Consider the following 22305-nt stretch of genomic DNA (forward strand, 5'->3'; position numbering starts at 1 on the left):
GATCAAGACGACAACCAAGGCGCCTCTGGCGCCTTTTTTGTTTTTTGTCGCCTAAAAACCTGCTGCGCCGATCAATCGATAACGTACGGAGTGTTTCCAATGCAACGGCCGTGGAAAGAAGTGTCCCTGTCGGATTTGCCGCTCAGGGAGGATCTCAGGTTGCAGCACGCTTACGGGGCGCCGCAACTCGACGTGCCGGTCTGCCTGAACGTCAACGAGAATCCGTATCCGCCGTCGCCATCGCTCGTCGAGCGCATCGCGACTGCCGTGGCCGACGCGGCGCGACAGGCGAACCGCTATCCCGACCGCGACTTTGCCGAGCTGCGAGCGCATCTGGCCGCCTATCTGACGCACGATACAGGCGTGACGATCGACGCATCGAGCGTCTGGGCAGCCAACGGTTCGAATGAAGTGATCCAGCAGATTCTTCAGGCGTTTGGCGGCCCGGGGCGAGCGGCGCTGGCCTTTACGCCCGCGTATCCGATGTACGACGAATACTGCCGCACGACCTTCACTCGCCTGCATACGTTGCCGCGTACCGAGGATTTCGCGCTGGATCTGCATCAGGCGATCGACAGCATCCGCGAGCATCGGCCGAGCGTGATTCTGCTGACGTCGCCGAACAACCCGACCGGGACCGCGCTTCCCGTCGACGATATCCGCGCCATTCTCGACACCGCGCCGGGCGTGGTGGTCGTCGACGAAGCGTATGCGGAGTTCCGGCGCCAAGGCGTCCGCAGCGCGGTGACGCTGCTGCCCGACCATCCGCGGCTCGTCGTTACCCGCACGCTGAGCAAGGCGTTCAAGTTCGCGGGCGGCCGCGTCGGGTATTGCGCATGCGCGCCTGCGATCGTCGAAGCGCTGAAGCTGGTTCGGCTGCCCTATCACCTGTCCGCCTTTACGCAGGCGGCCGCCTGCGCGGCGCTGGTCGCGCGTGACGAGATGCTGTCGCAGGTCGACGCGATCAAGGCCGAGCGCGACGCAATCGTTTGCTGGCTGCGCAGCCAGGGTTTCACCGTGGCCGATTCGGACGCCAACTTCGTGATGTTCGGCAAGTTTGCCGATCGCCACCGGATCTGGAGCGGGCTCCTGCGCCACGGCGTCCTGATTCGCGAGTCCGGCCCGCCGGAATACCTGCGCGTGTCCATCGGCACCGCGGCGGAGATGGCCGCGTTTCGCGCGGCGTTGCTTGCGGTGATGGCGAACGAACAGGCAGCGGACCATGCGGTCGATGGCGCGATGGAGAGCGACGTTTGATGATCGCGCCCGTTCGGGTGCGCCGTGCCGGCCACGTCGCCCGTCGCGGCGGCCGGCGCGGCGGCCGGTGCGTGTCGGTGCGTGTCGGTGCGTGTCGGTGCGTGTCGGTGCGTGTCGGTGCGTGTCGGTGCGTGTCGGTGCGTGTCGGTGCAATGACCAACGATGCGCTTACTTCATCGCCACGTATCGCGATTCCATCTCGTCGATTTTCGCGAGCACCGTTTCGCTGAGCTTTCTGAGGTGACGCGGCACGTCAGGCGTCGACAGCAGTTCCTCGATCCGCCCTCGCCAGTAACTCGGGTGCCTCACGCGTGCGGCGCCCGACATCGACACGTCGTCAGCGATCGTCTCGCTGTCCAGGAGAGCCACCATTCTCTGGATGTGAGAAAGCTCTCGTTCCACATAGTCTCGTGCCAGCATATTGATTGAAATTCCCCGAAATGCGACATCAGGCCTTCCGCCATCAACACGCCATCGTGCGGCGATGCAGTGAGGCATGATGCACCGCACACGTTGCCCGTCAGCGTAGGCCCAGCCTGTGTCAGTCGACTGCGTGGGCATTGCCGGCGTTCGACACGGAATGGCGACCCTGTCCGTGCGTTCCGGTTACATCCATCCCCGATGCCCTGCTGCCAATCGTAGGCGGACTGCCCGGCGCCGGCATCCCCAAAAGTGGGGATGCCGGCCGAAATCGGGGAAGTGGCGGTTTCAGGAAATGACGGGAAGCGGAATGGCCGGCGAGCACGCGGCTGCCCGCCGGCGCTGCTGCGCGATAGCGCCCGACTCGAACGGCCTGCCGCCGGTGCGCTGTTGTCGGGCGAGTCGGAAACGGGGATTTTCAGCGTGCCCGAACGGATCTCGCCCCGTGCACGACGGAGCGCGGTTACCGCCGATAAGGCGGCGGCTCGAGTTTGACCGGATCGGGGTTCAGGCGCACCCATGCGACGGCGAACCGGCACAGTTGCGCCGGATCGCCGGACTGGCGCTTGACGTCGTGCACGACCGCTTCCACGTCCGACAAACCGGCCGACGGCAGCGGCGTGCCGGTGCGCACGAATGCTGCGAACGCATCGGCCATCTTCCGGAAGTCCGCGTCCCAGTTGCAGCCGCCGTTGTGGTCGAGTTCGTACGCGATGCGGCCCGAGATCCGGATGAGTTCGCCCTGCACCGTCGCTGCATGCCCGGCCCCCGGCACCAGTTGCGTCCACAAAGCCTGATGCCGCTCTTGCCACGTGCCGGCCGCGACGACGATCGGCCGCCGCGCGTCGTGCAGTTGACGGCGCGGCACCGGCGGCACGTCGAACAGCGCGTAGAGCCGCTCCAGCGCGGCGCTGGCCGCATCGACGGACTCCGGGTTGAAGCGCTCGCGCATGAACTCGAAACGCTCGCCGATCTCCGCGACGCTGGTCTGCATGCGCGGCGTCCTCGCCGCGCCGGCGCCGAGCAGCACCTCGGCGAGCGCGACCATGTGTTCCAGATCCGCATTGCCGCAGGTGCGCAGCGCGCGCTCGAGCGGCGTCTGCCCGTCGCGGTTCAACGCGTCGACGCGGGCACCGTGGTCGAGCAGCACGCGGGCGGACTGCGCATTGCGCGAATCGGCCGCCGCGTGCAGTGCGGTGCCGATCGATGCACCGTCATCGTGAACGTCCGCGCCGAGTTCGAGCAGCACGTCGAAACGACTGCGGCGGCTGCGGGCGCGCACGTGCAGCGCGGTGTTACCGTATGCGTCGGCCGCTCCGATATCTGCGCCCCGCGCAACCAGCCAGCGTGCAAGGTCATCAGGGCAACGGTCGAACGACAGCGCCGTCCGTTTGCCGACCCCGCCGCGCGCATTCACGTCGCAGGTGTCGAACACGGCCTGCAGCTTCGCGAGGTTGCCTTCGTCGAGCAACGTTTCGAAGTCCTTCGGTAGTAGCTTCTTTTTTCTTTCGGCATTGCAAGTCTCCGCCATCGCGGGAATACGCATCATGCATCGGTTGTCTGAATGTTTCGCAAGGCTGCCTGCACGTGAAATCCGGCTCGCGGAGAATCAGCTACCGGCATTGCTACGCTGCAACCCGAAAATGAAATCCGCTTCCACCGAAGCACCTTTCGGCAATTGCAGCACGCCGACCGACGAACGCGTATGAACGCCCGCATCGCCGAGCACCGCATACAAAACGTCGGACGCACCATCGGCCACTTCGCTTTGCATCGTGAAGCCGGGTGCGCTCCGCACGTACACGGTGATGCGCGGAACCGTCTCTATCGCATCGAGCGTGCCGCAGTGCTTGCGAATCAGCGACAGCGCACGCAGCGCCGATATTCCCGCCGCACGGCGACCGTCATCCAGCGAAACGGATTCGCCCACGACGCCGACGAAATGCACCACTTCCCCCACCCGCGGAATCTGGCCGGCAATATAGGCCGTACTCCCGTCGACCAGAATCGGCGTGTACTTTCCGCCGATCCTGATTTCCTCGTCCGGATCGAATCCGAATTCGGCCGCAACCCGTATCAGCTTATCGTCTCTGTTCATCAGTGAATTCCCCGATACTTCCGAAAAAAGATAAAGAATAATTGAGTCTCAGGGGCGTGTCCCGAAGGATAGGTTCCGCCTCTAGGTTCCGCCTCGAACGACCAAAGAGACGTAGCCAGACCGTTTGTGCTTCTCGGCAATCATGTATGCGTTCGCCAAATGCGACGCACTTTTCAGGTGTTCGAAGCAGTCTTGCGCGCCATATCGCCGATGGAATTCGTAGTCGGAGAGAATTTCCTCATCATTTCCGATTGAAACCGCTATCATGTGTGAACACACAACCCCAAGAGCGATATATGGCAACTTACAAGGAACTGAAAGCCCAAATGGAAGCTTTGGCCGAGAAAGCCGAAGCAGCGCGCGCCGCGGAATTCCAGTCGATCGTCGACGACATCCGCGCCAAGGTCGCGGAATTCGGCATTACCGAGAAGGACATTTTCGGCGTACGTCGAGGCCGGTCGGCCAAGCAAGCGGCCGCCCCCGTGCAGGCCAAGTATCGCGACCCGAAGACCGGGGCAACCTGGTCCGGCCGCGGCCGTGCGCCCGCATGGATCAAGGATGCGAAGAATCGCAATCGATTCCTGATCCAGGAATAAGGTTCTCGACGCGCACCGGCGCGCGGTTCAGCGCGCTGTCCGGCGATATTGGGCATCGATACCGGCGGTATTCAAAGACCGCTCCGGGTTGATGGCGATTTGTGTCATTCAGCGCGTGGCGCGCCGGCTAATCGTCAGATTGCGTCGCGCGCCAATACTTTCTTCAGCGTTCGTAATAGATCGCAAGCCAGACGGATTGCTCGTCTTCATGCGTCCACGCGACGCGATGGCGGCAATGCGGCTCGATCAGCACGTAATCGCCGGGGCGCATGTCGTGCCGCGTCGAACCCTCTTCGAACTCGAGCACGGCCGCCCCCGACAGCAGCACGACCCATTCGGCCCGCGAGTCGTCATACCAGAACCCGTCGGGGCTCGCGTGCCCCATCGACACGATCCGCTCGACGTTCAGGCGCTGCCCCGTGACGAGGATGTCGATCCGCTCGTCGCCGCCGCGCTGCCCTTCGACGCCGAACAGGTTGCCGGTTTGAAGTTGCATGGTTTGACCTCGTCGTTGGCCTTCGTTTGAAGGAAGCAGGTTCAAGAGTGCCGGGAATGTTCACTGTAGCCTAACGGTCGCCTTGTTTACAAACGCGTCGATGAATGCACGCAAAAAGATGATGAATGGGCGTTGAACGACGGATCCCGCTTGTAGACCCACCATTCGCGCGTTCCAGGTTCGACCGTCATATCGACCCGCCAACATTCAGCTGCACGATCGAATCCCCAACAATGAGTTGGGTGTGCCGGATGGCAGCATTCTGAAATATCAAGTGCAGACGCGAAAGTTCACGGCACCCATTCGGGATCACCAAGCCAAAGTCCCGTTCTGAAACACTTCAGATGACCGCCAGCCACTTTGTGACATTCAACCGCAGTGTAAAAGCCGGGAAATTTCCCGGCCTCTTTCAGAATCGGAAATTGATGCCTGCACCTCCATAGTAATTGCTCCGCGTCTGCACGATGGGGTTGTCGCCGTAGCGGCCACGGATTCTCGATATCCCGGCCGTTGCAACAACCGACCAATGTTGCGACACTGCGCGCGTCCACGCGAACGACATCGACGCGTGATGAAATCCGCCGGTCAATGAATACGGCCGGAATCCGCTTGACGCCGCCTGCGCATCCGTCACGCCATAAAATGGCTGCATATAACGGCCTGTCGCCGCGTGTGCGGTTCCCGTCAAGACGATTTGATTCTTGCCCGCATGCAGCAGCGGCACCGCCAGATCGACGTGTCCGGCGAACCCGCGCGATGTGTGCGTGATCGGTGCATCGATCGTCACCGACAGTTCGACGCCCTCTTTGTCGCACACGCCTGCCCGCCGCTAGCGCGATCACCGAACCGGGCGCGTTGCCCATGCCCTTCAGGTAATCCGAACCCTCCCCGCTAAAACTGTTCGAATCCTTGCGCCCGCCCGCGTAGCCGATCGATGCGGACACGAACATGCCGCGCGGCGATGTATGGCGGTAGCCTGCCCCGCCTGTGGAGCTGATGAAGAAGCCGTTTCAAAATTCCCATGAGGGGACGACGGCAATCCGGGGACGCACGGATCCCCAAGACAGTGGCCTGGCCTCGTGGATATCAACGAGACGGTCGAGCCCGGACGTGTGCCGTGAACGCGAAGATCAGGATCGCGGATCGAGCCAGTCCCGGACGAGCCGGGCAACCTGCCTCCGGCGCTCGATCATTACCATATGCCCTTCGCCTGGCAGCGCATGATGAGTGACCGACGGCACCCACGCGGACGTTTCGCGCGCTGCGTCGGCGAAGATCGGGTCGGCGGTGCCGCCGACAATCAACGTATCTGCGCGGATCTGGCGGGGCCACGGCGAACCGTCGTGTGCGTCGTCACGCAACGCGCGCAGGGTGCGGACTATGACGTGTCCCGCGTTGACCGACGACGCGACGCTGCGGCGTCGACCGAGCAACGCTGCGCGCAGAAGCAGGTTGCGCCAGCCTGCGCGGAAGCATCCCGACATCGTATCGAGCAGGCGTACGAACTCGGAGCGGGTCGCGTGAATGATTTGCTGCTCGACCAGCCGGCAGCCGTCCGGAGCCAGGCGATGCGCACTCGAGATCAGCACGAGTCGCGAGACGAGTTCCGGATGGGCGGCCGCAAGGCGAGCCGCGACGACGCCTCCGAACGAGATGCCGATGAGCGTCGTGCACTGCCAATGCGCGGCGATCCCACGCGCGATATGCGCGACGATGTCGGCGATCCGGTATTGCGCGCCGGGCTTGTCAGGATACCCGAGCAGTACGAACGGCGTGTCGGGCGGCAGGATGCCGGCAACGCGGCGCGGGTCGCGCCGCAGCCGACGCCGGGTCGCCTTCGAGACGAAGGCTTGTCCGCCATTCAGTACGACGACCGCTGGCGGTCCGTTACCCACCTGTGCGGCCAGGATACCGCCGTCCAGCCGCATCGCTCGAACGGGACGAGCACCGATCCGGAACTCGTTCAGTTCGTCAGGTATGGAGTTCATGCGCTTCCTCCGAGGAAAAGACGCCAGCATGAACCCTGACGCCCACGTGAGGGTCAAGCGCCAGACTCATCGTTGCCGTCGTCGGCAATGACGGCTCCCTGACGTTGCAGCCATGCGAGTACGTCGGAATCGATCGGATGGCCGGCTTGCAGAATGGGCTCGTCACGCAGTGCCTGTTGCAGCTTGCGGCGTAGCGCGACGTCGCCGCGCGTCGTTCGTTCGAGCAGCGAGTGCCAGCGGCTCGCGAGCGAGGCGGGATCTCCATTGTCGGCGCCGCAAGCGATCGCCCGTCTGATGTCTGCACCGAGCGCGATCCATTCGGCCGACAGCGTCTTGTCGAGGCACTGGAGTTCGTCGTCCGTCAGGTGGCGCCGCCAGGCCGCCAGATGCAGACGGGTCGCCTGTTCGATGTAGGCGATCAGCGTGTGATCGAGCCCTGCATGGTCGGGAGCCGGCGCCCCGCCGACATGCAATTGCCGCCAGCGCCGCGTGATACCGATGTCGCCGTCCATCCATTTCATCGCGGCGGCAAGCCAGCGATACGCGAGCTTTTGCGCTTCGCGGGAGTCGGGCGGGAACATGCCGATCCATTGCGTCGCGCACGTCCGCAAACAATGTCGACAAGGCCGCTTCCATGTCCTTCCAACGCGCAAGGATCGTCGCAATTTCTGACGTGTTGAAGTGTTCCCGATACCGATCGAGCAACGCGAGCGTGTCCGGCCAATCCGCATCACGCCAGGTCATGCCTGAATCGGAGGCCGCTTGCAGCACCCCGAGCCGCTCGCTTAGCGTATTCAACCTTGTCAGTTCAGCGTCGATTGCGCGCCGGCTCTCGGCAATCACTTCCGCCAGGGCGATCTGCCGGTTGCGCAGCATCTGCGCGATCGCATCCAGTGTCAGTCCCAGACCACGCAGCGCCTGGATCGTCCTGATCGTCGACACGCTGGCTTCGTCGTACAACCGATAGCCTGATGTAGAGCGGCCGATCGGCTTCAGTAGACCTGTCTGATCGTAGTAGTGCAACGCGCGGACGGTAATGCCGCAACGTCGGGCAAGCATGCCAACCGTTAATGGCATAGAAATTCCGTCAACAATATGGAGTATGGCGGATAGGGAAGTGGGAATTGCTCAATGTCCATGACTGCCGCGTTCCGGGCGAATTTCTGTTCCTGAACAAACAGCAACGGCTTTCAGACATTCGCTGGCGTAGGTTCCAGCGTAGCTTTCTGATTCCAGCCTCGTCACACAAGGCGCAAAGGCCTGCGCATCATTGGAGCGACGTTGGCAGGTGCGTCGGGGCGTTGAGCGCTCATGTGACCGGGAAAAGTTGTCTTGGCCGCCCGAGTTTACCAGCGGCCCGGACGTGCGAGCGCGAAGTTCGCCTTTCGGCCAGGTGCCCGAGGTCACGACCGATTGAATCTGCAGCCGGAAGCAGCCGATCGCGTTCGTCGTTAGCCAACCGTCTCCGAGCGTCCTTCCGCACCCGTCAAACCATCGTCTTCAACCACGCAAGCAGATCCGACTGCGCGCTTCCGGCCGTCACGGGTTCCGGCGTCAACAAGCAGTAGTGCGAGCCGTCTTCCACGAAGCCCATCGGCGCGACCAGCACACCGCTTTCCAGATCGTCGCGAACGAGATGCCAGGGGCCGATGGCAACCCCCAGCCCCGCGACAGCCGCCTGCAGACTGAAATAGAAATGGTCGAACATCTGCCGCCGCCCGCTCCCCGCCGGCCGATTCGCGGCCACCGCCCATTCCTTCCACGCGTCCGGCCTGGTCCGCGTGTGCAATTGCGGCGCATCCGGCTTCAACAAACAACCATCGCGGCCACCGGAAAACCACGCATCGACTTTGTCCGGCCGACAAACCGGCCCCACCCTCTCGGCAAACAAACGCTCGGCGTGATAACCGGCTGGCCACGCAAAGTCGTTGCGGCGGATAGCCATGTCGATGCCGCTGTCGAACGAAAACGGACCGCCCGCAGCGGCCAGGTGGATATCGACGCCCGTGTATCGGGCCTGGAAACCCGGCCAGCGCGGGATCAGCCAACGCATCAACAGCGTGGGCTCGCACGACAGAACCCAACGCCGCGCGCGGGCGGCCTCGGTGCGCAATTCGTGCGCGGCGTGACGCATCAGCCCCAGGCCGTCATGCACCGCCTGGGCCAGCTTGCGGCCCGCGTCGGTCAGGAACACACGGCGGCTGCGCCGCTGGAACAGCGCCACGCCCAGGTCGTCTTCGAGCAGACGCACCGCACGGCTGACCGCGCCGTGGGTCACGCACAGTTCGTCGGCGGCACGGCTGAAATTCTCGTGACGCGCCGCCGCCTCGAAACAGCGCAACGCCATCAGCGACGGCAGGTTTGTGCGAACGTGTTGTGAGTCAATCTCACCATTCTGGTCAGAAATCATCGCTTTTCCGGATGGGATACGGTCCCTAAGATTGTGCCATGACGACATCAATCGAAAGGACGACGCGATGACGGAACTGATAGTTGTAGTCACCATCACGCTGCTGGCCGTCATCAGCCCCGGGCCGGACTTCGCGATGGTCACGCGCAACAGCCTGATGCTGTCGCGCCGATCGGGCTTGCTCACTGCGCTGGGCATCGGGCTCGGCGTCACGGTGCATGTAAGCTACACGCTGCTGGGCGTGGGCCTGCTGATCCGGCAATCGCCGTGGCTCTTCAATACCGTCAAGCTCGTCGGCGCGATCTACCTGATCTACCTCGGCGCGAAGATGCTCATGACGAAGGCCAACACCGGGCAACCCGACGCAAATGTGGCGCCGCTGTCCGATCTGGCGGCGCTGCGCACCGGTTTCTTGACCAATGTGCTGAATCCCAAAACCACGGTATTCATCGTCAGCCTGTTCATGCAGGCAGTCCGGCCCGACACGCCGTTGATCGTGCAGATCGGCTACGGCGCCTTCATCGCGTTCGCGCATGCCGGCTGGTTCAGTCTGGTGGCCGCCTGCTTCTCCGCCACGGCCGTCCGCGAGCGATTGCTGTCGCTGCGTCACTGGATCGACCGCACCTTCGGAGGATTGCTCGTGGGCTTCGGCGTCGCGCTCGCCATCGCGCGCGGCGGCCGCTGATTCGTGTGTCCGGTCCGCGCTTCGAGGCGGCCGTCAGGCATGTTCCGCTGACGCGCCGGGTGCGAAGCGCGGCTGCCTTATTCAGAACGCGCGCGCAATCGCGCGGGCTTCGTCGATCGCACGACTGCGATCGACCTTTCCGTCCGGACCGAACAACGTGCGCTCGACCACAATGCCGGTGATGTCTCTCACGCCCACGAATTTCAGCCAGGTTTCCATGTACGGGCGCTGAAGGTCGAACTCGGCGGCCGGCGTAAACGAACCCGGCGACTCGTAACTGAGCCCGCGCGCGTAGACGACCGCCGCCTTTTTCCCGGCCAGCTTGCCGGCAAAACCCGAACCGTCGAACGTGAACAGCACGTCCTTCTGCGAGATCGCGTCGATCAGGTGCTTGAGTTTGTACGGAATACTGAAATTCCACAGCGGCACACCGAACAGGAACTTGTCCGCTTCATGGAACGGCGCCGCGAGCTGCTCGATCTGCTGCCACGCCGCGGCCTGTTCCGGCGTCAACGCGGTTCCGCTCAATCCGGCGTATTTCGCGGCCAGCGCGGCTGCGTCGAACTCGGGCATCGCCAGATCCCAGATGTCGAGCTTCCGGATCTCGTGATCGGGATGTGCGTGCCGGTATGCATCGAGAAATGCCTGACACACTTCGATGGACGCCGAATATGCCTTGTTGGGTGAACCTTCGATATAGAGCACGCGTGTCATGGAGCCTGTCCTCGCCAAGAGTGACGGCGACGCGCGGGATGCGCGGCCGCCCACTACGATCCGCAGACTATCGAACCGGCCTATAATTTTGAAACGCTATTAATTGATTGAATTGACCCGATCTGGTGATCAATGAGCCATCCCCTCGACACGGCGCTGCTTCATACGTTTGTGGCGGTCGCCGACATGCGGAGCTTTACCGGCGCCGGTCGCAGGCTGAATCTCAGCCAATCCGCGGTCAGCGCCCAGGTCGTTCGTCTTGAAGAGCAGGTCGGCCGTGCGCTGCTCGTGCGCAATACGCGCAGCGTCACGCTCACCGCGCATGGCGAGACGCTGCTCGGATACGCTCGCGCGATGCTCAATCTGAGCGAGGAAGCCCGGTCCAGGCTGGGGCCCGGCGACGCCGTCGAGATCAAGCTGCGTATCGGTGCATCGGAGGATTTCGCGGGAGGCTGGCTACCCGACGCGATGCGCCGCTACAGCGCCGCGCGGCGCGGCTTGCGGCTCGATCTGACGGTCGACATCGGCGACAGTTTGTTTCGACGGCACGCAAACGGCGAATTCGATCTCGTGATCGGCAGCCGGTGTGCGCACTCGGGCCAGGGCGCGACGTTGTGGCAGGAACCGCTCGTCTGGGCATTTGCGCGCCACGAGCCGCTTCCGGAAGGCGATGTCCCGCTCGCATGCTTTCCCGATCCGTGTCCGTACCGAGGCGCCGCCATCAAGGCGCTCGCGCTGGCCGGCATGCGCTATCGGATCGCATGCGAAAGCCCGAGCGTCACCGGCATCCTCACGTTCGCGCGCGCCGGCATCGCGATCGCACCGGTGCCACGCAGTGCGATCGACGACACGCTTCGCGAACTGGCCGGGCCCGAAGGGTTGCCGGAACTGCCGGACACGGAATTCGTGATGATGCATGACGCCCGGATGCCGGCCGCCGTCGAATTCGCCGCGACGATTTCAGATGAAGCGGCGGTTCGCACGGGGGCAGGCAAGCGCAACCGGCCGTAGCGAGCTTCCTTCGCGCCTGATGCGCAGGCCGGCGCCGTGAAGAAGGTGCCCTATAACGCCGAGTGGCAGATGGAACAGCGGGGCGCGCTACAGGCCGGTGCGTTCCGCCAGTTCCCCGATCTTCACGATTCCGGGACTCCCCGGCCGGACCGCAGCCGACCATTCGACCCGCCGCGACAGTAAGTTTTCTCCTCACATTGATTCGCAATCCGATCTGCATAGCGGACAGGAATCGCGCTCAAATCACCTCGAAACGCAACCCCGCGTGGCGAACCAGACGCTCGACAAAACGCTCGTCGAACATCGTCGCGGGCGTCCAGAAACCGCCGCCGCGCCCGGTCTTGATGCCGTCCCTGCCGCAATCCAGCGCAAGACTGATCGCGGCCTGGCCCAGCATCTTGCCGGTGGAGCCGTAACCCGGATCGCGGTCGCCGGTGACTTTTACGCGCAAGGTTCGCCCGTCGTCGGTGCGGCCGAAGAAACGCAAGTCGTAGCGGCCGGCCAGTTGAGCCGCGGCACTCGGACCCTCACCGGGTTTCGGCAGCAGGAAGCGCTCCATCAGGCTGCGCACCGGCTTGATGACGACGCCCACCATGAACGCACCCAGGCCCGCCACCATCGTCAGCGCGGTCAGACGGCCCTTGAGGCCCGTGCCGGTCATGACGGCTTCGTCATAGGTGAACCGGCTGCCATACGCATTGCCCGCGAGTGCATTGGAGCGATGCACGACGCGCTCGTTGACCGCCGCCATCACGAAGGGCGCGATCCACGCGTCGCAGTCGCGATCGAATTCGGCCGATCGAACCGCATGCTGCCGCACCGTAAAGCCATGCCCTTTCGGGCACAGCGAATACGGATCGAGCAGTTCCCTGCGCAACGCGGGATCGGCCGCGGCTTCCCGGACGACGTTGATCATGCTCGCCACGGTACCGCCCGACGCGCCGCCCTTCAGTGTTCGGACGCGCATCTTCACCTGCCCGGCCGGCATGCCCCACTGTTGCATTGCCTGTTGCTGCAGGAAGAACACGCCCATGTCCGACGGAACCGAATCGAACCCGCAGCAATGGACGATGCGCGCGCCCGATTGCCGGGCCGCGGGCTCGTATTTTTCGATCATCCGCTTGATCCACTGCGTCTCGCCGGTAAGGTCGCAGTAGTCGGTGCCGGTTTCCGCGCAGACCCTGACCAGCGGCTCGCCGTAAAGCGCGTAGGGTCCGACAGTCGATACGACCACCCGCGTTTGCGCACAGAGCGCCCGCAATTGCGCTTCGTCGGCCGCGTCGGCCACGATGATCGGCACCGACCGTCCCGCCGCGCCGAGCGAATCCCTGACCTGCCCGAGCTTCGTTTCGGAACGGCCGGCAATGGCCCAGCGCAGCGTCTCGCCGGCGCCCGACAGGTATTCGGACAGGTAGCGGGTCAGAATCCGCCCGACGAAACTGGTCGCGCCGAATACGACGAGATCGTGTGTCGGCTGGGTCATTGACGGCTCCTTCGGCGCGGGCGTGTCGCGAGCGTCCGTGCCGTGAACGTAGCTTTCCGGGTTCATCGATGGCCTTCAAAGGCGTCGGCAGGTTCAGGACCAGTTGCGCGTCTTTTACCACATCGAGACGCATGATGGTGGATGCGCCGAGCTCGTCGAGCAGTTGGCTCAGCGGGCCGCCGTGCCGCACCAGCTCGACATCGCGCGGCAACAGGCGCTGGGCGAACGATAGCGTATTGGTCTGCACCGAGGTCTGGTGCCATTCGCCGTCGATGCGATTGATCATCGTCGTCATGCTCATCCGCGACTGGGACGCGACGTTGATCAGCGCAGGCAGCGGCACGCTCAGGCTCAGATCCGGCCGGCCTCCCGGGCCGGCGAGAGAACTGGGCCTCGACGGCATGGCCACTTCCGCACGGCTGAAGATGATGGCCAGCCTGCCGCCCGGCTCGCGCGAGCAGGCCGATCGCGTCGCCAGCCGGCTGCACATCGATACCGTCGACTGGTATCGGGCACAGGAAACGCCGGAGTTTCTGCGCGAAGTCGCCGATGCGGTGTGGGTTCGTACCGTATCGAAGTGAAGTATCGAAGCTGGCGAGGTGCGTCCCGCCGCGAACTCGAACCGCTCGGCCTGGTGCTCAGGGGCGGCGCCTGGTATCTGATTGCCAAGGTCGTGGGCAAACCGGGCGCACTCACTTTCCGGCTGGCGAATATCTGCGAATTCAGCGCGACGCGGCGCCGTTTCAAGCGCCCTGCGCGATTCGATCTGGCGCAGCACTGGCGTGACGCAATGAGCCGGTACGAGACCGATATTTACCGGCTGACCGCTCATATCGCCGTCTCGCCGCGCGGCGAGACCTGGCTGGCCAATGCGCGGATCAAGACCGCGCCGGTTTTGCAGGAGGCAGGCAACGCGGAGGTGCCGTCAGGATGGAAGGCGTTCCTGATGCCCATCGAATCCATCGAGCACGGCGCGCGGAAGCTGCTGGGGTACGGCGCGCATCTGAAGATCCTCGGGCCGCAAGCGCTCAAGGATCAACTCATCGAAGAGTTGTCGCAGTTGAAGACGCTCTATCAATCGGGCGGCGATTGAAGCGTCGCCTTTGGCGTCGATGCACCGCGTATGCCGTATCGAACCGTGTTTGCCGGCCAATAACGGCATCTGAGGCCACCGTCGGCACAATCAAATCTCGTCGGCAAACTCGTCGAGATAGCGGCGCAAGCGATCGTGGCGGATGTTCGCCAAACGGGCACCGGTAGCGGTCTGAAAACCCGACGCCAGCTTCAGCAGTTTCGTGCGAAAGTGATCGATCGCGAATCGCGTGTCGTCGAGCTCGCGTGCCGATGCGTGCGGATCGGCCGGGTCATACAGCGCACTGCCCATCCGGCCGGCGACATAAAAACAACGTGCGACACCCAGCATGCCGATCGCATCGAGCCGGTCGGCATCCTGCAGCGTTTTTGCTTCCAGCGTCATCGGCGTAACACCGGCCGAAAAACTATGCGCTTCGACCGCATGCGCGACAGCGTCGATCTTCGCGTCCGGCCAATCCAGCGACTTCAGCACCAACCTGGCCTTTTCCGCCGACAGACGCGACGCCTGCGGCCGAAGCGGAGAGTTTTTCTCTACCGACACGCAATCGTGCAGCAGCGTTGCCGCAAACAGCACTTCGGCATCCCCGCCCTCCTCGGCATGGATCGCCGCGCGTTCTTCCACACGCGTTGCAGATGCGAAGTGTCATGGGAGCCGTCGCCGTTGGCGTCGTTCCAGTGAGCCAGCAGGGTCTCGGCCAAATCCTGAAAGGGGGCATACGCAGATGTCGTCACGGGTGCGAGCGATGAAAGACTGAATGCCGATTATCGCCGCAAGCGCGACACGGCACACGATCCGCGGTCCATGCGAGTGCATAAAGCAAGCCGTTCCCTCCGGCGGAACCCGATTGGCTTATAGTGCGGAGTGCCCATTCGACGAGGAGATCCGCAATGAAACTGCAGGCCAACGGTCCGTTTGAAGTGAAGCTGAATCCAGAATCGCTGAGTAGCGTCGCGGAAAACACCGGACTCGGCCGCATGTCGCTCGACAAGCAATTTCGCGGCGACCTGGAAGCCATCAGCCACGGCGAGATGCTCGCGTTTCGAAGCAGCGTTCAAGGCTCCGCGGGCTACGTTGCGATGGAAGCCGTGCAAGGCACGCTGGGTGGCCGCCAAGGCAGCTTTGTCCTGCAGCACAGCTCCACCATGACCCGTGGGCAGCCGAAGCAATCGATCACCGTCGTGCCCGATTCCGGAGCGGGAGAATTGCTGGGGCTCTCAGGCTCGATGATCATCAACATAGATAACGGCCAGCATTCGTACACCTTCGACTACGAGTTGCCCGAATCGCCGCAGTGAATCGACATGCAAAGGTACCGCTAGACGATGACGCGCTCCAGCCTCTCGCGCGCCGTACGGAAAGCAGCGACCTCATTCGTCAACACGTCGCGAAAGCAATCGACATCGACAACCCGGCTGCGGTCGCAAGCGTCAGCACGTCATGCGACTGCCTCGTCGCGCAGACGGAACTGCGCGACCGCCGCGCTCAGCCGTGAACCCTGCTCGTCGAGCGACAGCGCCGCGGCCGCCGCTTCCTCGACCAGCGCGGCATTGCGTTGCATCGTCTGCTCCATCTGGATGACCGCGGCGTTCACCTGCTCGATGCCCGACGACTGTTCCTCGAAGGCGTTGCTCGTTTCGCTCATGATCGCGTTCACGCGCTCGACCGCGGCGACGAGTTCGGCCATCGCCGAGCCGGCCAGCGTGACGAGGCCGCTGCCGTCTTCGACCCGTCGCGCGGAATTGCCGATCAGATCCTTGATTTCCTTCGCCGCCGACGCGCAACGCTGCGCAAGCCCGCGAACTTCCGTTGCGACGACCGCGAAACCGCGCCCCTGCTCGCCGGCACGCGCGGCTTCGACGACAGCGTTCAACGCGAGGATGTTCGTCTGGAACGCGATGCTCTCGATCACGCCGACGATGCCGGAGATCCGCGCGGAGCTGTGCGAAATCTCGGACATCGTCTCGACGACGCGCCGCATCGTGTCGCCGCCGCGCGACGCGATGCCGGCCGCGCCCTCGACGTAAGTGCGGGCATCGCGTGCGTTGTCCGCATTCTGGCGCACGGCCGCCGTCAGTTGCTCGACGCTCGCCGCCGCCTGCTGCAGCGATACGGCCTGTTGCTCGGTACGCGCGGACAGGTCGACGTTGCCGCTCGCGATCGTGCGAACGTCGCCGACGATCGTCTCCGTGCTCGCACGCACCTGGTTCACGGTGTCGACGAGGCCGTCCTGCATCCGCTTCAGCGCATTCAGCAGATAAGCCATTTCGTTTGCGCCGGGAATGACGACCGTTCCGGTCAGGTCGCCTTTCGAAATCTTTTCGAATTGATCGACCGCGAGATTGATCGGCTCGATGATCGCCTTCGCGAGCACGCGCTGCGCAAAGAAGCCGACGACGAGCGCAAGCACCGCGACCGCCGCCATCCCCCACACGATCCGGTGGAAATTGACACCGGCTGCATCGTAGCGGGCTTTTTCGCGTGCGACCTGGAACGATTCGAGCGCGTCGATCGCATCCTGGTACGCAGCGAACAGCGCCGGTGGCGCCGTGCGCTGCGTATCGAGGAAGTTGAACGCGTCGTCGCCGTCGAGCTGCGACAGCGCCTTCAGGAACACGCGCTCGAGCAGCGCGCGGCGGCGGTTCTGCAGCGTGTCGAACAGCACCTGCTCGTTGGCGTCGCGCACGTGCAGGCGCGTGTAGGCGTCCAGTTCGTCGTTGCTCTGCTTGAGGAGCACGTGCAGCTGCGCGATTTCCGCTTTGCCCGACTGGCCCGCGCTGATGATCTGCGCGACGTCGCTCATTCGTTCGCGCAGCACGAGCATCCGCTCGGAGCTGGTCTTCAGGTGCAGCAGCGACGCGGTGTCGTCGCGGTACATCGCCTCGAGCGAGCCATTGCTCACGTAGAGGCCGGCGATGCATGCGCCGACCACCAGCACGAGCAGCACAGTATAGCCGGCGATGGTCGCGACGAGTCCGCCACGGATGGTGAATTGTTTTCGCATGACGTTCCCTTGCGCCGACCACGCGCGGCCGGCGGCGGATGTGGATTCCGGATCACGAAAGACGAGCGCTGCATCGCAACACGCGGCGCGTGGGCTACGAACGGGTTAACGGCGAGGTCGGCGGGAAGGTTTTATCTGCACGCGACTCGAATCTTGACGATTGCGACAAATGGGGCGCGGAAGATGCGTACAGCCGGTGCGTCCGCTGTCGAGCGAAGCGGTGCTGGCGGGGCGCCGTGGGCGGAATTCGGGCAACTGCGGACGGAAAGCGGAACCCTCGGAGCGCGCGCTGCACCGTACCATCGGCTATCCGTCGTTGGCCAGCCTCGAACGAATCTCGTCAACCGGGAAGTCGCGCTGGTGCGTGGCAATCTGCCATGTGTTTCCCCACGGATCCTTCACCATCGCGCGCCTGTCGCCGTACGGCATGTCGGCTGGAACTTCGAGCGAGATCGCATGCGCTGCAATCGCTCGCCGATAGGTCGAATCGGCATCCTCGACATAGACGTACAGAAACGCCGGCATCGGATCGCGCAGGCCGTCTCCGCCGCTGATCATCAAGACGGAGTCGCCGATCCGGATTTCGGCAGGCAGCCCGGCGCGGAATTCGCCCTGTGCGCGAAACACCGTCCGGATGAATTCGATCAGGCTTTCCGGATCCCGGACGACGATTCGAGGCGTGATGGTATGCCATCCATCGGGCTGAAATTTGATCATGTCGCGCTGCCTCCGACGAGATTTCCCGGGGTATTGTGCTCCGGGCGCCAAAGGTCTGCAAAGGGAGAGGCAACGGCCGATTGCGTCTGTCGGCAACCGGCATGGTTCAGTCGCCTGTCGGTTCCACGATCTTGCGAAATAAGCATTCCTATTCGTGCCGCCTCGACTTTTCCTGATTCTCGTTACCGCGACAGATTCGATCACGGATGGCCAGGCAAGCCTCCGGCCTCGTTTCGGGCAGTTGGCGGCGATGCGGGTGCGCGGCACCCGGCACCGCTACGTCTTTCAGTGGCGATCGACGTCGATCTTGTTGACCATCGATGTGCACGGTGCAATCAGCGCGGTAACCGCTAGAATTGCGGTTTTAGCCCGGAATACGCCCATGTCTTTTGCCTCGCTTGGCCTGATCGATCCCTTGCTGCGTAATGTGCAGGATCTCAATTACCAGACACCTACGCCGGTGCAGGCCAAGGCGATTCCTGCCGTGCTCGGTGGCAAGGACGTCATGGCCGCGGCACAGACCGGCACCGGCAAAACGGCGGGGTTTGCGCTTCCGCTGTTGCAACGGCTGGTGCAACACGGCCCGGCGGTGTCCAGCAACCGCGCACGTGTTCTGGTGCTGGTGCCCACGCGAGAACTGGCCGAACAAGTGCTGCAAAGCTTTGTCGATTACGGCAAAGGCCTCGATTTACGATTTCTGGCCGCCTACGGCGGTGTGAGTATCAACCCGCAGATGATGAAGTTGCGCAAAGGCGTGGATGTGCTCGTTGCCACGCCGGGCCGTTTGCTGGATCTCAATCGCCAGAACGCCGTGCAGTTCGATCAAGTACAAACGCTGGTGCTGGACGAAGCCGACCGCATGCTGGATCTGGGCTTTGCGCGCGAACTCGACACCGTCTTTGCCGCGTTGCCCGCTCGGCGCCAGACTCTGCTGTTCTCTGCCACGTTTACCGACGATATCCGTGCCATGGCGGCGGGCATTCTGCGCAGCCCGGTCAATATCAGCGTCAGCCCGCCCAATGCGACGGCCAGCAAGATCAAGCAGTGGGTGGTGCCGGTGGATAAAAGGAACAAGCCCGACCTCTTCATGCATCTTGTGGCCGAGAACAACTGGGAGCACGCGCTGGTGTTCGTCAAAACCCGCAAAGGCGTGGATTACCTGGCGGCCATGCTGGATGAAGCGGGCTATGCGATCGACACCATCCATGGCGACAAACCGCAACCCGCGCGCCTGCGTGCGCTGGAACGCTTCAAGACGGGCGAAGTCAATATGCTGGTCGCCACCGATGTGGCTGCGCGCGGGCTGGATATCGACGACCTGCCGCTGGTGATCAACGTCGATCTGCCGATCGTGGCGCAAGACTATGTGCACCGTATCGGCCGTACCGGCCGCGCGGGCGCCAGCGGCGTGGCGGTGTCCCTGGTGTGTGCCGATGAAGCGCCGCAACTGGCCGCGATCGAAGCGCTGATCCGGCAAACGCTGCCTCGTGAAGAAGAGCCGGGTTTCGAAGCCGAACACCGCGTGCCGGAAACCAGCGCAACGGGGCAGATCATCAAGAAACCCAAAAAGCCCAAGAAGCCCAAAGTACCGCAAGCTGCGTCGGGCGCCATGCAGGCGCCCAGCAAAAAACCGCGCCCGCAAGGTGGCGAAAACAAGCACAATCCGGCGGCGCAGCGTGCTGTAGCCGCGGGGAAAGGCACGAGTTCGTCGAGCGGCAACCCATTCAGCGCTCAGAAGCCACGCAGCAAACCCGCCAGCAAACCGGCTGCGGGTTCACGCAAGCCGGCTGGCAAACTCGCTGGCGGCCGCGGCAAACGTCAACCCTGATTCGTTGGGATGAGTCACGCCAGCCTCGCAACAGGCCGGCGGTTTGCGGCCCCCGCCGGCAGGCAGCGGCGCGGCTTCGGCGCGCATCGGGTCGGCGGGTAACGGCGCACTGAATCCAGGATTCGCAACAACTTCGGGGCCGAACGGACGTTGAAATCGTGCGCAGCGAGCGCCCGATCGAGGTCGTCTCCGGCGAATGTGCCCGCTTCTCACACGAAAGCCGTCATTTGATCGGCATCGCGAACTACCGCTTAGGGTCGTTCGGAATCACCGACCGGCTTACGCTCTGCCTAACCCGCGCGCCATGCCACGCATGGCGCGCAGCCACGCAGGGCCACATCGCTTCACCCGCAACACGGACCGCCCGGCAACACAGTTACAAGATAATTATTGACGCTGGCACTACCCGGCGGTTAGTGTGTGCATCGAAGTTCAAGAAGTTCGATTGCTGTTCATCAATTGCTCGCTCCTCGGCGGTATTCGTTGTCCTCTCCCTCCTTGACGCTTCACGCGCTCTTCAACAGAGCAAATCTCCGTATTTTTTTCTCAAGGATTCTTCATGGATACCGGTATCGTCAAGTGGTTCAACGACAGCAAAGGCTTTGGCTTCATCACTCCGGACAAGGGCGGCGACGACCTGTTCGCTCATTTCTCCGAAATTCGGGCCGACGGCTTCAAGACGCTGGCTGAAAATCAGAAGGTGAGCTTCGAAACGAAGCAAGGCCCGAAGGGTCTGCAAGCGGCTAACATCCAGCCGCTGTAAAGTTTGAAGAACCCGGCCTCCCGAAACGGACGCCGGGTTGCAGCGACACCCTCGCGGAGCTTCGTCTCCCAAAGTTGGCGCGATCGCTCTTAGCTGCATCGGTTATTCAGCAGCTTGCCAAGCGCCACACGCCTCGTTGCACTTCATTCTCCCCTCTGGCTGCAAGGCCCTTTTTTCGCTTTCCGACTGCTTCAGATTCAGCTCGCAATGGCTTTGAATCGGCGCACCCGTGCATATTTCGCACGGCACGCGCGCATTCGCACATCATTATTAAAATTAAAATGCAGAACAAACGAATTCAACAATACAACGGCTATGCCGTCCAACCCTCGGCGCATCGTTTGCCCGACGGTAGTTTTTCATCCAACCTGCTGCTCGAACACACCGATAGCTCGCGCGCCGAAGGCCGCTACCAGTTCTATTCGCTCGATTACTTCACGAGCGAAGCGCAGGCGCTGCAGCACTCGACACGCTGGGCACGCAACTGGGTCGACACGCGCGGTTAAGCGCAACGCCCCCGGTACCGGAAACCCAACGTATCCGAGGCACCGGGGCGCGCTCGACAAAGCGCGCCCAAACATCACTCGAGCGGATCGGAAGTCGACCTAAAGAATGCGGTCCAGCGCGCCGGCGAACCTTGCAACCGCGCCTTCGACGTCATGCAGTTTTTCCAGGCCGAACAGTCCGATGCGGAAGGTCTTGAAATCTTCAGGCTCGTCGCATTGCAGCGGAACGCCGGCCGCGATCTGCAAGCCGACATCGGCGAATTTCTTGCCGGATCGAATGCCGTCATCGTCCGTGTAGCAGACCACGACGCCCGGTGCCTGAAAACCTTCAGCCGCCACGCTCCTGAAACCCTTGTCTGCGAGCAGCGCACGAATGCGCTTGCCGAGCTCGAGCTGCTCCGCTCTCACCTTGTCGAAACCGTATGCGTCGGTTTCCTTGATCACGTCGCGCAGCGTCGCGAGACTGTCCGTAGGCATCGTCGCGTGGTACGCGAACCCGCCGTTCTCGTACGCTTCCATGATCTGCAGCCATTTGCGAAGATCGCACGCGAAACTGGTGCTGGTCGTCGCATCGATTCTTTCGCGGGCGAGCGGGCTGAGCATGACCAGTGCACAGCAGGGTGGCGCACTCCAGCCCTTTTGCGGCGCGCTGATCAGGACATCGACGCCGCTGGCCTGCATATCGACCCAGACCGTACCGGAGGCGATGCAATCCAGTACGAACATGCCGCCGACGGCATGCACGGCGTCGGATACCGCGCGCAAATACGCATCGGGCAACATCATCCCGGATGCGGTTTCGACGTGCGGCGCAAAGACCAGATCCGGCTTGTGCTCCCTGATCGCGGCGACCACCTCGTCGATCGGGGCCGGTGCATAGGCGGCCTGCCTTCCCGGTTCGACCGGGCGTGCCTTCAGCACCGTCGTCTCGGACGGAATGCTGCCCATGTCGAAAATCTGCGACCAGCGGAAACTGAACCAGCCGTTGCGGATGACCACACACTTCTTGTTCGTCGCGAACTGCCGGGCGACGGCTTCCATGCCGAACGTCCCGCTGCCCGGGACGACGACGGCCGACTTCGCGTTGTAGACCTGTTTCAGCGAAGCGGAAATGTCATGCATGACGCCCTGAAAAAGCTGCGACATATGATTGATCGATCGGTCGGTGTAGACCACGGAATATTCGAGGAGCCCGTCGCGGTCGACATCGGGAAGTAAGCCTGGCATGGTCGTCTC

At 63.2% G+C, this 22305-nt stretch carries 22 protein-coding genes and 3 pseudogenes; 9 read left to right on the top strand and 16 right to left on the bottom strand.

All coding sequences use genetic code 11. The annotated features are described in order from the left end of the window. The first annotated feature begins 99 nt into the window (after window positions 1-99). Window positions 100-1257 carry a histidinol-phosphate transaminase gene (locus tag ACNQQL_RS08755; protein ID WP_347063865.1) on the top strand — a complete coding sequence of 386 codons (1158 nt, stop codon included), beginning with the start codon at window positions 100-102 and terminating at the stop codon, window positions 1255-1257. A 168-nt stretch (window positions 1258-1425) separates the two neighbouring features. Here the strand turns inward: ACNQQL_RS08755 and ACNQQL_RS08760 are convergent, their stop codons facing one another. The 3 genes from ACNQQL_RS08760 to ACNQQL_RS08770 all read right to left on the bottom strand — a co-directional run bounded on the left by ACNQQL_RS08760 (window position 1426) and on the right by ACNQQL_RS08770 (window position 3775). After that, complete coding sequence (locus tag ACNQQL_RS08760; RefSeq protein ID WP_072440505.1) at window positions 1426-1677, bottom strand: hypothetical protein; 252 nt, start codon at window positions 1675-1677, stop codon at window positions 1426-1428. Window positions 1678-2140: 463 nt separating this feature from the next. Beyond that, a complete protein-coding gene (locus tag ACNQQL_RS08765; protein ID WP_347063866.1) occupies window positions 2141-3148 on the bottom strand; it encodes an ankyrin repeat domain-containing protein in 1008 nt (335 codons plus the stop codon). Between the two features lie 138 nt (window positions 3149-3286). Beyond that, window positions 3287-3775 (bottom strand): RidA family protein, encoded by a 489-nt coding sequence (locus ACNQQL_RS08770; RefSeq protein WP_347063867.1) that lies wholly within the window; start codon window positions 3773-3775, stop codon window positions 3287-3289. A gap of 296 nt (window positions 3776-4071) precedes the next feature. On the opposite strand from ACNQQL_RS08770, the gene ACNQQL_RS08775 reads away from it, so the two are divergent. Next, on the top strand, window positions 4072-4371 hold the full coding sequence (locus ACNQQL_RS08775; RefSeq protein WP_034182467.1) for an H-NS family nucleoid-associated regulatory protein: 300 nt from the start codon (window positions 4072-4074) through the stop codon (window positions 4369-4371). A 163-nt stretch (window positions 4372-4534) separates the two neighbouring features. Here ACNQQL_RS08775 and ACNQQL_RS08780 read toward each other — a convergent pair whose 3' ends face one another. The 6 genes and pseudogenes from ACNQQL_RS08780 to ACNQQL_RS08805 form a co-directional block, all read right to left on the bottom strand. Further along, window positions 4535-4867, bottom strand: coding sequence for a cupin domain-containing protein (locus ACNQQL_RS08780; protein WP_347063868.1), 333 nt, complete (start codon window positions 4865-4867; stop codon window positions 4535-4537). Window positions 4868-5276: 409 nt separating this feature from the next. After that, a pseudogene (locus ACNQQL_RS08785) lies at window positions 5277-5877 on the bottom strand (MipA/OmpV family protein); the annotation flags it as partial. 120 nt (window positions 5878-5997) lie between these two features. After that, on the bottom strand, window positions 5998-6855 hold the full coding sequence (locus ACNQQL_RS08790) for an alpha/beta fold hydrolase (protein ID WP_347063870.1): 858 nt from the start codon (window positions 6853-6855) through the stop codon (window positions 5998-6000). A gap of 53 nt (window positions 6856-6908) precedes the next feature. Further along, complete coding sequence (locus tag ACNQQL_RS08795; RefSeq protein WP_347063871.1) at window positions 6909-7367, bottom strand: hypothetical protein; 459 nt, start codon at window positions 7365-7367, stop codon at window positions 6909-6911. Between the two features lie 364 nt (window positions 7368-7731). Beyond that, window positions 7732-7932 (bottom strand): annotated as a pseudogene (locus tag ACNQQL_RS08800) (MerR family transcriptional regulator); the annotation flags it as partial. 409 nt (window positions 7933-8341) lie between these two features. Then, window positions 8342-9265: a LysR family transcriptional regulator gene (locus ACNQQL_RS08805; protein ID WP_347063872.1), complete on the bottom strand. Its 924-nt coding sequence runs from the start codon at window positions 9263-9265 to the stop codon at window positions 8342-8344. 67 nt (window positions 9266-9332) lie between these two features. Between ACNQQL_RS08805 and ACNQQL_RS08810 the strand changes: the two genes are divergently transcribed. After that, complete coding sequence (locus ACNQQL_RS08810) at window positions 9333-9950, top strand: LysE family translocator (RefSeq protein ID WP_347063952.1); 618 nt, start codon at window positions 9333-9335, stop codon at window positions 9948-9950. Window positions 9951-10031: 81 nt separating this feature from the next. On the opposite strand, the gene ACNQQL_RS08815 is transcribed toward ACNQQL_RS08810, so the two are convergent. Then, window positions 10032-10664 carry an FMN-dependent NADH-azoreductase gene (locus tag ACNQQL_RS08815; RefSeq protein ID WP_072440489.1) on the bottom strand — a complete coding sequence of 211 codons (633 nt, stop codon included), beginning with the start codon at window positions 10662-10664 and terminating at the stop codon, window positions 10032-10034. A 132-nt stretch (window positions 10665-10796) separates the two neighbouring features. Between ACNQQL_RS08815 and ACNQQL_RS08820 the strand changes: the two genes are divergently transcribed. Beyond that, window positions 10797-11675: a LysR substrate-binding domain-containing protein gene (locus ACNQQL_RS08820; RefSeq protein WP_204421013.1), complete on the top strand. Its 879-nt coding sequence runs from the start codon at window positions 10797-10799 to the stop codon at window positions 11673-11675. Between the two features lie 238 nt (window positions 11676-11913). Here the strand turns inward: ACNQQL_RS08820 and ACNQQL_RS08825 are convergent, their stop codons facing one another. Together ACNQQL_RS08825 and ACNQQL_RS08830 are read right to left on the bottom strand one after the other, a co-directional pair. Beyond that, the gene (locus ACNQQL_RS08825; RefSeq protein WP_347063873.1) at window positions 11914-13158 is read right to left on the bottom strand and encodes a saccharopine dehydrogenase family protein; all 1245 of its coding nucleotides are present in this window, start codon (window positions 13156-13158) and stop codon (window positions 11914-11916) included. 46 nt (window positions 13159-13204) lie between these two features. Next, window positions 13205-13540, bottom strand: a pseudogene (locus ACNQQL_RS08830) (acetoacetate decarboxylase); the annotation flags it as partial. 174 nt (window positions 13541-13714) lie between these two features. On the opposite strand from ACNQQL_RS08830, the gene ACNQQL_RS08835 reads away from it, so the two are divergent. Continuing rightward, window positions 13715-14251 (top strand): WYL domain-containing protein, encoded by a 537-nt coding sequence (locus ACNQQL_RS08835; RefSeq protein ID WP_347063874.1) that lies wholly within the window; start codon window positions 13715-13717, stop codon window positions 14249-14251. Between the two features lie 90 nt (window positions 14252-14341). Here ACNQQL_RS08835 and ACNQQL_RS08840 read toward each other — a convergent pair whose 3' ends face one another. Continuing rightward, on the bottom strand, window positions 14342-14875 hold the full coding sequence (locus ACNQQL_RS08840) for an HD domain-containing protein (protein ID WP_347063875.1): 534 nt from the start codon (window positions 14873-14875) through the stop codon (window positions 14342-14344). Between the two features lie 266 nt (window positions 14876-15141). Here ACNQQL_RS08840 and ACNQQL_RS08845 point away from each other — a divergent pair, with 266 nt between their 5' ends. Next, window positions 15142-15549, top strand: coding sequence for a DUF3224 domain-containing protein (locus tag ACNQQL_RS08845; protein WP_072440481.1), 408 nt, complete (start codon window positions 15142-15144; stop codon window positions 15547-15549). Between the two features lie 140 nt (window positions 15550-15689). On the opposite strand, the gene ACNQQL_RS08850 is transcribed toward ACNQQL_RS08845, so the two are convergent. Further along, a complete protein-coding gene (locus tag ACNQQL_RS08850; RefSeq protein ID WP_347063876.1) occupies window positions 15690-17255 on the bottom strand; it encodes a methyl-accepting chemotaxis protein in 1566 nt (521 codons plus the stop codon). A gap of 306 nt (window positions 17256-17561) precedes the next feature. Next, window positions 17562-18023 carry a VOC family protein gene (locus ACNQQL_RS08855; RefSeq protein ID WP_347063877.1) on the bottom strand — a complete coding sequence of 154 codons (462 nt, stop codon included), beginning with the start codon at window positions 18021-18023 and terminating at the stop codon, window positions 17562-17564. Window positions 18024-18354: 331 nt separating this feature from the next. On the opposite strand from ACNQQL_RS08855, the gene ACNQQL_RS08860 reads away from it, so the two are divergent. The 3 genes from ACNQQL_RS08860 to ACNQQL_RS08870 all read left to right on the top strand — a co-directional run bounded on the left by ACNQQL_RS08860 (window position 18355) and on the right by ACNQQL_RS08870 (window position 21069). After that, window positions 18355-19800, top strand: a complete 1446-nt coding sequence (locus ACNQQL_RS08860) for a DEAD/DEAH box helicase (RefSeq protein ID WP_347063953.1) — start codon at window positions 18355-18357, stop codon at window positions 19798-19800. Window positions 19801-20359: 559 nt separating this feature from the next. Beyond that, the gene (locus ACNQQL_RS08865) at window positions 20360-20563 is read left to right on the top strand and encodes a cold-shock protein (RefSeq protein WP_105392005.1); all 204 of its coding nucleotides are present in this window, start codon (window positions 20360-20362) and stop codon (window positions 20561-20563) included. Window positions 20564-20844: 281 nt separating this feature from the next. Then, on the top strand, window positions 20845-21069 hold the full coding sequence (locus ACNQQL_RS08870) for a hypothetical protein (RefSeq protein WP_072440475.1): 225 nt from the start codon (window positions 20845-20847) through the stop codon (window positions 21067-21069). Window positions 21070-21168: 99 nt separating this feature from the next. Here ACNQQL_RS08870 and ACNQQL_RS08875 read toward each other — a convergent pair whose 3' ends face one another. Then, window positions 21169-22296, bottom strand: coding sequence for an aminotransferase class V-fold PLP-dependent enzyme (locus ACNQQL_RS08875; RefSeq protein ID WP_347063878.1), 1128 nt, complete (start codon window positions 22294-22296; stop codon window positions 21169-21171). Window positions 22297-22305: the final 9 nt, after the last annotated feature.

The sequence above is a fragment of the Burkholderia sp. LFS061 genome (genome assembly GCF_047978125.1).
Taxonomy (GTDB): domain Bacteria; phylum Pseudomonadota; class Gammaproteobacteria; order Burkholderiales; family Burkholderiaceae; genus Burkholderia; species Burkholderia pyrrocinia_C.

Excerpts from the sequence above, each read along its gene's own strand:
- ACNQQL_RS08810 (WP_347063952.1), top strand. The coding sequence starts at position 9,333 with ATGACGGAACTGATAGTTGTAGTCACCATCACGCTGCTGGCCGTCATC.
- ACNQQL_RS08795 (WP_347063871.1), bottom strand. The coding sequence starts at position 7,367 with ATGGACGGCGACATCGGTATCACGCGGCGCTGGCGGCAATTGCATGTC.
- ACNQQL_RS08825 (WP_347063873.1), bottom strand. The coding sequence starts at position 13,158 with ATGACCCAGCCGACACACGATCTCGTCGTATTCGGCGCGACCAGTTTC.
- ACNQQL_RS08790 (WP_347063870.1), bottom strand. The coding sequence starts at position 6,855 with ATGAACTCCATACCTGACGAACTGAACGAGTTCCGGATCGGTGCTCGT.
- ACNQQL_RS08775 (WP_034182467.1), top strand. The coding sequence starts at position 4,072 with ATGGCAACTTACAAGGAACTGAAAGCCCAAATGGAAGCTTTGGCCGAG.
- ACNQQL_RS08845 (WP_072440481.1), top strand. The coding sequence starts at position 15,142 with ATGAAACTGCAGGCCAACGGTCCGTTTGAAGTGAAGCTGAATCCAGAA.
- ACNQQL_RS08780 (WP_347063868.1), bottom strand. The coding sequence starts at position 4,867 with ATGCAACTTCAAACCGGCAACCTGTTCGGCGTCGAAGGGCAGCGCGGC.
- ACNQQL_RS08865 (WP_105392005.1), top strand. The coding sequence starts at position 20,360 with ATGGATACCGGTATCGTCAAGTGGTTCAACGACAGCAAAGGCTTTGGC.
- ACNQQL_RS08850 (WP_347063876.1), bottom strand. The coding sequence starts at position 17,255 with ATGCGAAAACAATTCACCATCCGTGGCGGACTCGTCGCGACCATCGCC.
- ACNQQL_RS08860 (WP_347063953.1), top strand. The coding sequence starts at position 18,355 with ATGTCTTTTGCCTCGCTTGGCCTGATCGATCCCTTGCTGCGTAATGTG.
- ACNQQL_RS08760 (WP_072440505.1), bottom strand. The coding sequence starts at position 1,677 with ATGCTGGCACGAGACTATGTGGAACGAGAGCTTTCTCACATCCAGAGA.
- ACNQQL_RS08805 (WP_347063872.1), bottom strand. The coding sequence starts at position 9,265 with ATGATTTCTGACCAGAATGGTGAGATTGACTCACAACACGTTCGCACA.
- ACNQQL_RS08820 (WP_204421013.1), top strand. The coding sequence starts at position 10,797 with ATGAGCCATCCCCTCGACACGGCGCTGCTTCATACGTTTGTGGCGGTC.
- ACNQQL_RS08770 (WP_347063867.1), bottom strand. The coding sequence starts at position 3,775 with ATGAACAGAGACGATAAGCTGATACGGGTTGCGGCCGAATTCGGATTC.
- ACNQQL_RS08875 (WP_347063878.1), bottom strand. The coding sequence starts at position 22,296 with ATGCCAGGCTTACTTCCCGATGTCGACCGCGACGGGCTCCTCGAATAT.
- ACNQQL_RS08870 (WP_072440475.1), top strand. The coding sequence starts at position 20,845 with ATGCAGAACAAACGAATTCAACAATACAACGGCTATGCCGTCCAACCC.
- ACNQQL_RS08815 (WP_072440489.1), bottom strand. The coding sequence starts at position 10,664 with ATGACACGCGTGCTCTATATCGAAGGTTCACCCAACAAGGCATATTCG.
- ACNQQL_RS08755 (WP_347063865.1), top strand. The coding sequence starts at position 100 with ATGCAACGGCCGTGGAAAGAAGTGTCCCTGTCGGATTTGCCGCTCAGG.